Below are 1,950 nucleotides of genomic sequence, written 5' to 3'. Positions count from 1 at the left end.
GATAACCTGGACCATTATCGGTCTTTTCCTCATACTGTGTCGGATTGCATACCTTTTTGATGTTTCCGTTTGCATCGTACCAGATGCGCCGGATTTCTTTGACCGGATTTCCCTCACCGTCTATGCTCTACGTGGTATTTCCAAAAACATCATAGGCATAACTTCCTTTTTCATGCTTCCTTTTTTATAATGATTTGGTTTTCACTGCAATACAGGACAATTGTGGAACCTGTTGTAAATCCATGATGCAAGAGCCATTGTCCTTTCAGCTTTATTTCTGGTATTTCGGCATAAGTTCTGTTTTTATAGTCATTTTAAATGTTTTATAAACCTTTATCTTTCTTTTTTCCATCTCAAATTACCTCCTGTCATTCTATCAATTCGTTTACTTTTCGTATAAAATATGGTAATGTAAAATATATTCCCAACTCGAAGCACCAAGTTTTGCGTGTTTCTTGGTATGATATTAACACACTAGTTTTTGCGTGTCAATATCTTTTGGGATTTTAGGAGGTATTTTTTTGTTTGATTTTGGAAAACGTTTAAAATCAATTCGATTGTCAAGGAATTTAACGCAAAAACAATTAGCAGAAGCGATTGGGTCCAGTGAACGCGGGATACAAAATTACGAACTTGGAGCAAGTAAACCAAAATATGAAATTATAATAGCTTTGGCAGATTATTTTGATATTTCTACTGATTATTTGCTTGGTCGTTCTGATAATCCTAAAAGGATATAGCTGTAAGCCTTTCTATATCCTGATGGATTCATGGAATATTGGTATTTAAATATATTGATTAAAAATCTGAGATTTTCAAGGTGCCTCTTAAAGTTTTTAAATATACTGTCAATTTAAAATTTGTATAAAAAAACTAAAGCAAAAACACTCCCAAACTGAAAGTTTAACTTTTATCAATTCGGAAGCGTTTGAGATATTATTTTAATTAAGTATTGTCAAAGTGTATACCATCAAAAATATTACTGTTTATTATTTAGATATTCTATAAATCCATCAAAATCACCTGCAATCACATTAACCTCATCATCATCCATACCAATAAAAGGAACTTCAATATACTTACCTTTACTATTTATCCCATATGCTGCGTCTCCTCCATCGGAACCTATAAGAATTATATCCGTTAAAAATTCAGCTGATCCATAATCGTCATTTAGTTCTTCAATATCTTCAAAATTCCATAAATGTAAATATGTATTCTCGCCAATATTTCCTTCGCCTCCGTTATATTGATTTAAAAAATCTCTATAATCGTTGGATAATAAACCAGTCATCCCCGTATAATCGTGAATATTTAATTCGGAACTTGTTGAATCAATTAAATTTTTTAATAATTTTATCGTCTCAGATCTCATTTCTTTTTTCCTTTCTGTTCTCTTAATATTTTATTCCAGAATTTTGTGTATTGAGCATGCTCTTTTTGCGTTAATGCAATCTTGTTATCAATATCAGTTGGACTCCCTCCAAATTTAACAGGGTGCATCTCATGAATTTGTACTCCATCTAAGTGACTATACTGCCTATGTAATTTTGCATTGGTATTATTGGCAAGTTTTCTTGCCGTATCATATTCACTGCCCTCTAAGATTTTAAATGATCCCTCTGGCTTGGGCGCATCAGGATACCCCGTCCAATCATCAATGTAAAATGAATCTGTATCTACTCCATGATTTCCACCCGAACCCTCATTACCACCACTCACTCCAAGCTTTTTCGCCACTTCCTGCTCTTGTGATGTCAATCCACCTTTGTTTTGCTTATTTCGCAAATAGGATTCCAGTTGTCTCTGTTCCTTTTTTTCAGCCTGTCCCTGAGCCACCTTATCCATAATTCTATTCGCGGCTGTTTCGCAGATATTCCCACTTGGGTCTACATAGCTCACTGGATTGTTGGCGCAATATGCGTACAGGTTCAGTCCGTCTCCCCGGTA

The 1,950-nt window shown here is 34.5% G+C and carries 4 protein-coding genes and 1 pseudogene; 2 read left to right on the top strand and 3 right to left on the bottom strand.

Going from position 1 to position 1,950, the window contains the following annotated elements:
- The coding region (locus tag C8E03_RS22320; protein ID WP_207657829.1) for a hypothetical protein at nucleotides 1-190 on the top strand (190 nt) is incomplete at its 5' end.
- Here the strand turns inward: C8E03_RS22320 and C8E03_RS23005 are convergent.
- Nucleotides 171-251, bottom strand: coding sequence for a hypothetical protein (locus tag C8E03_RS23005; protein WP_408609934.1), 81 nt, complete (start codon nucleotides 249-251; stop codon nucleotides 171-173). The genes C8E03_RS22320 and C8E03_RS23005 overlap by 20 nt on opposite strands.
- A 270-nt stretch (nucleotides 252-521) precedes the next feature.
- On the opposite strand from C8E03_RS23005, the gene C8E03_RS21645 reads away from it, so the two are divergent.
- Nucleotides 522-740, top strand: a complete 219-nt coding sequence (locus tag C8E03_RS21645) for a helix-turn-helix domain-containing protein (protein ID WP_110292097.1) — start codon at nucleotides 522-524, stop codon at nucleotides 738-740.
- Between the two features lie 239 nt (nucleotides 741-979).
- On the opposite strand, the gene C8E03_RS21640 is transcribed toward C8E03_RS21645, so the two are convergent.
- Both C8E03_RS21640 and C8E03_RS22315 read right to left on the bottom strand, forming a co-directional pair.
- Nucleotides 980-1,375, bottom strand: coding sequence for an SMI1/KNR4 family protein (locus tag C8E03_RS21640; RefSeq protein ID WP_110292096.1), 396 nt, complete (start codon nucleotides 1,373-1,375; stop codon nucleotides 980-982).
- Nucleotides 1,372-1,950, bottom strand: a pseudogene (locus C8E03_RS22315) (hypothetical protein); the annotation flags it as partial. The gene C8E03_RS21640 and the pseudogene C8E03_RS22315, both read right to left, overlap by 4 nt.

Source organism: Lachnotalea glycerini (genome assembly GCF_003201285.1).
GTDB lineage: Bacteria > Bacillota > Clostridia > Lachnospirales > Lachnospiraceae > Lachnotalea > Lachnotalea glycerini.
Note: the sequence above shows the minus strand (reverse complement) of the source record. Positions and strands in the feature narration are given on the sequence as shown.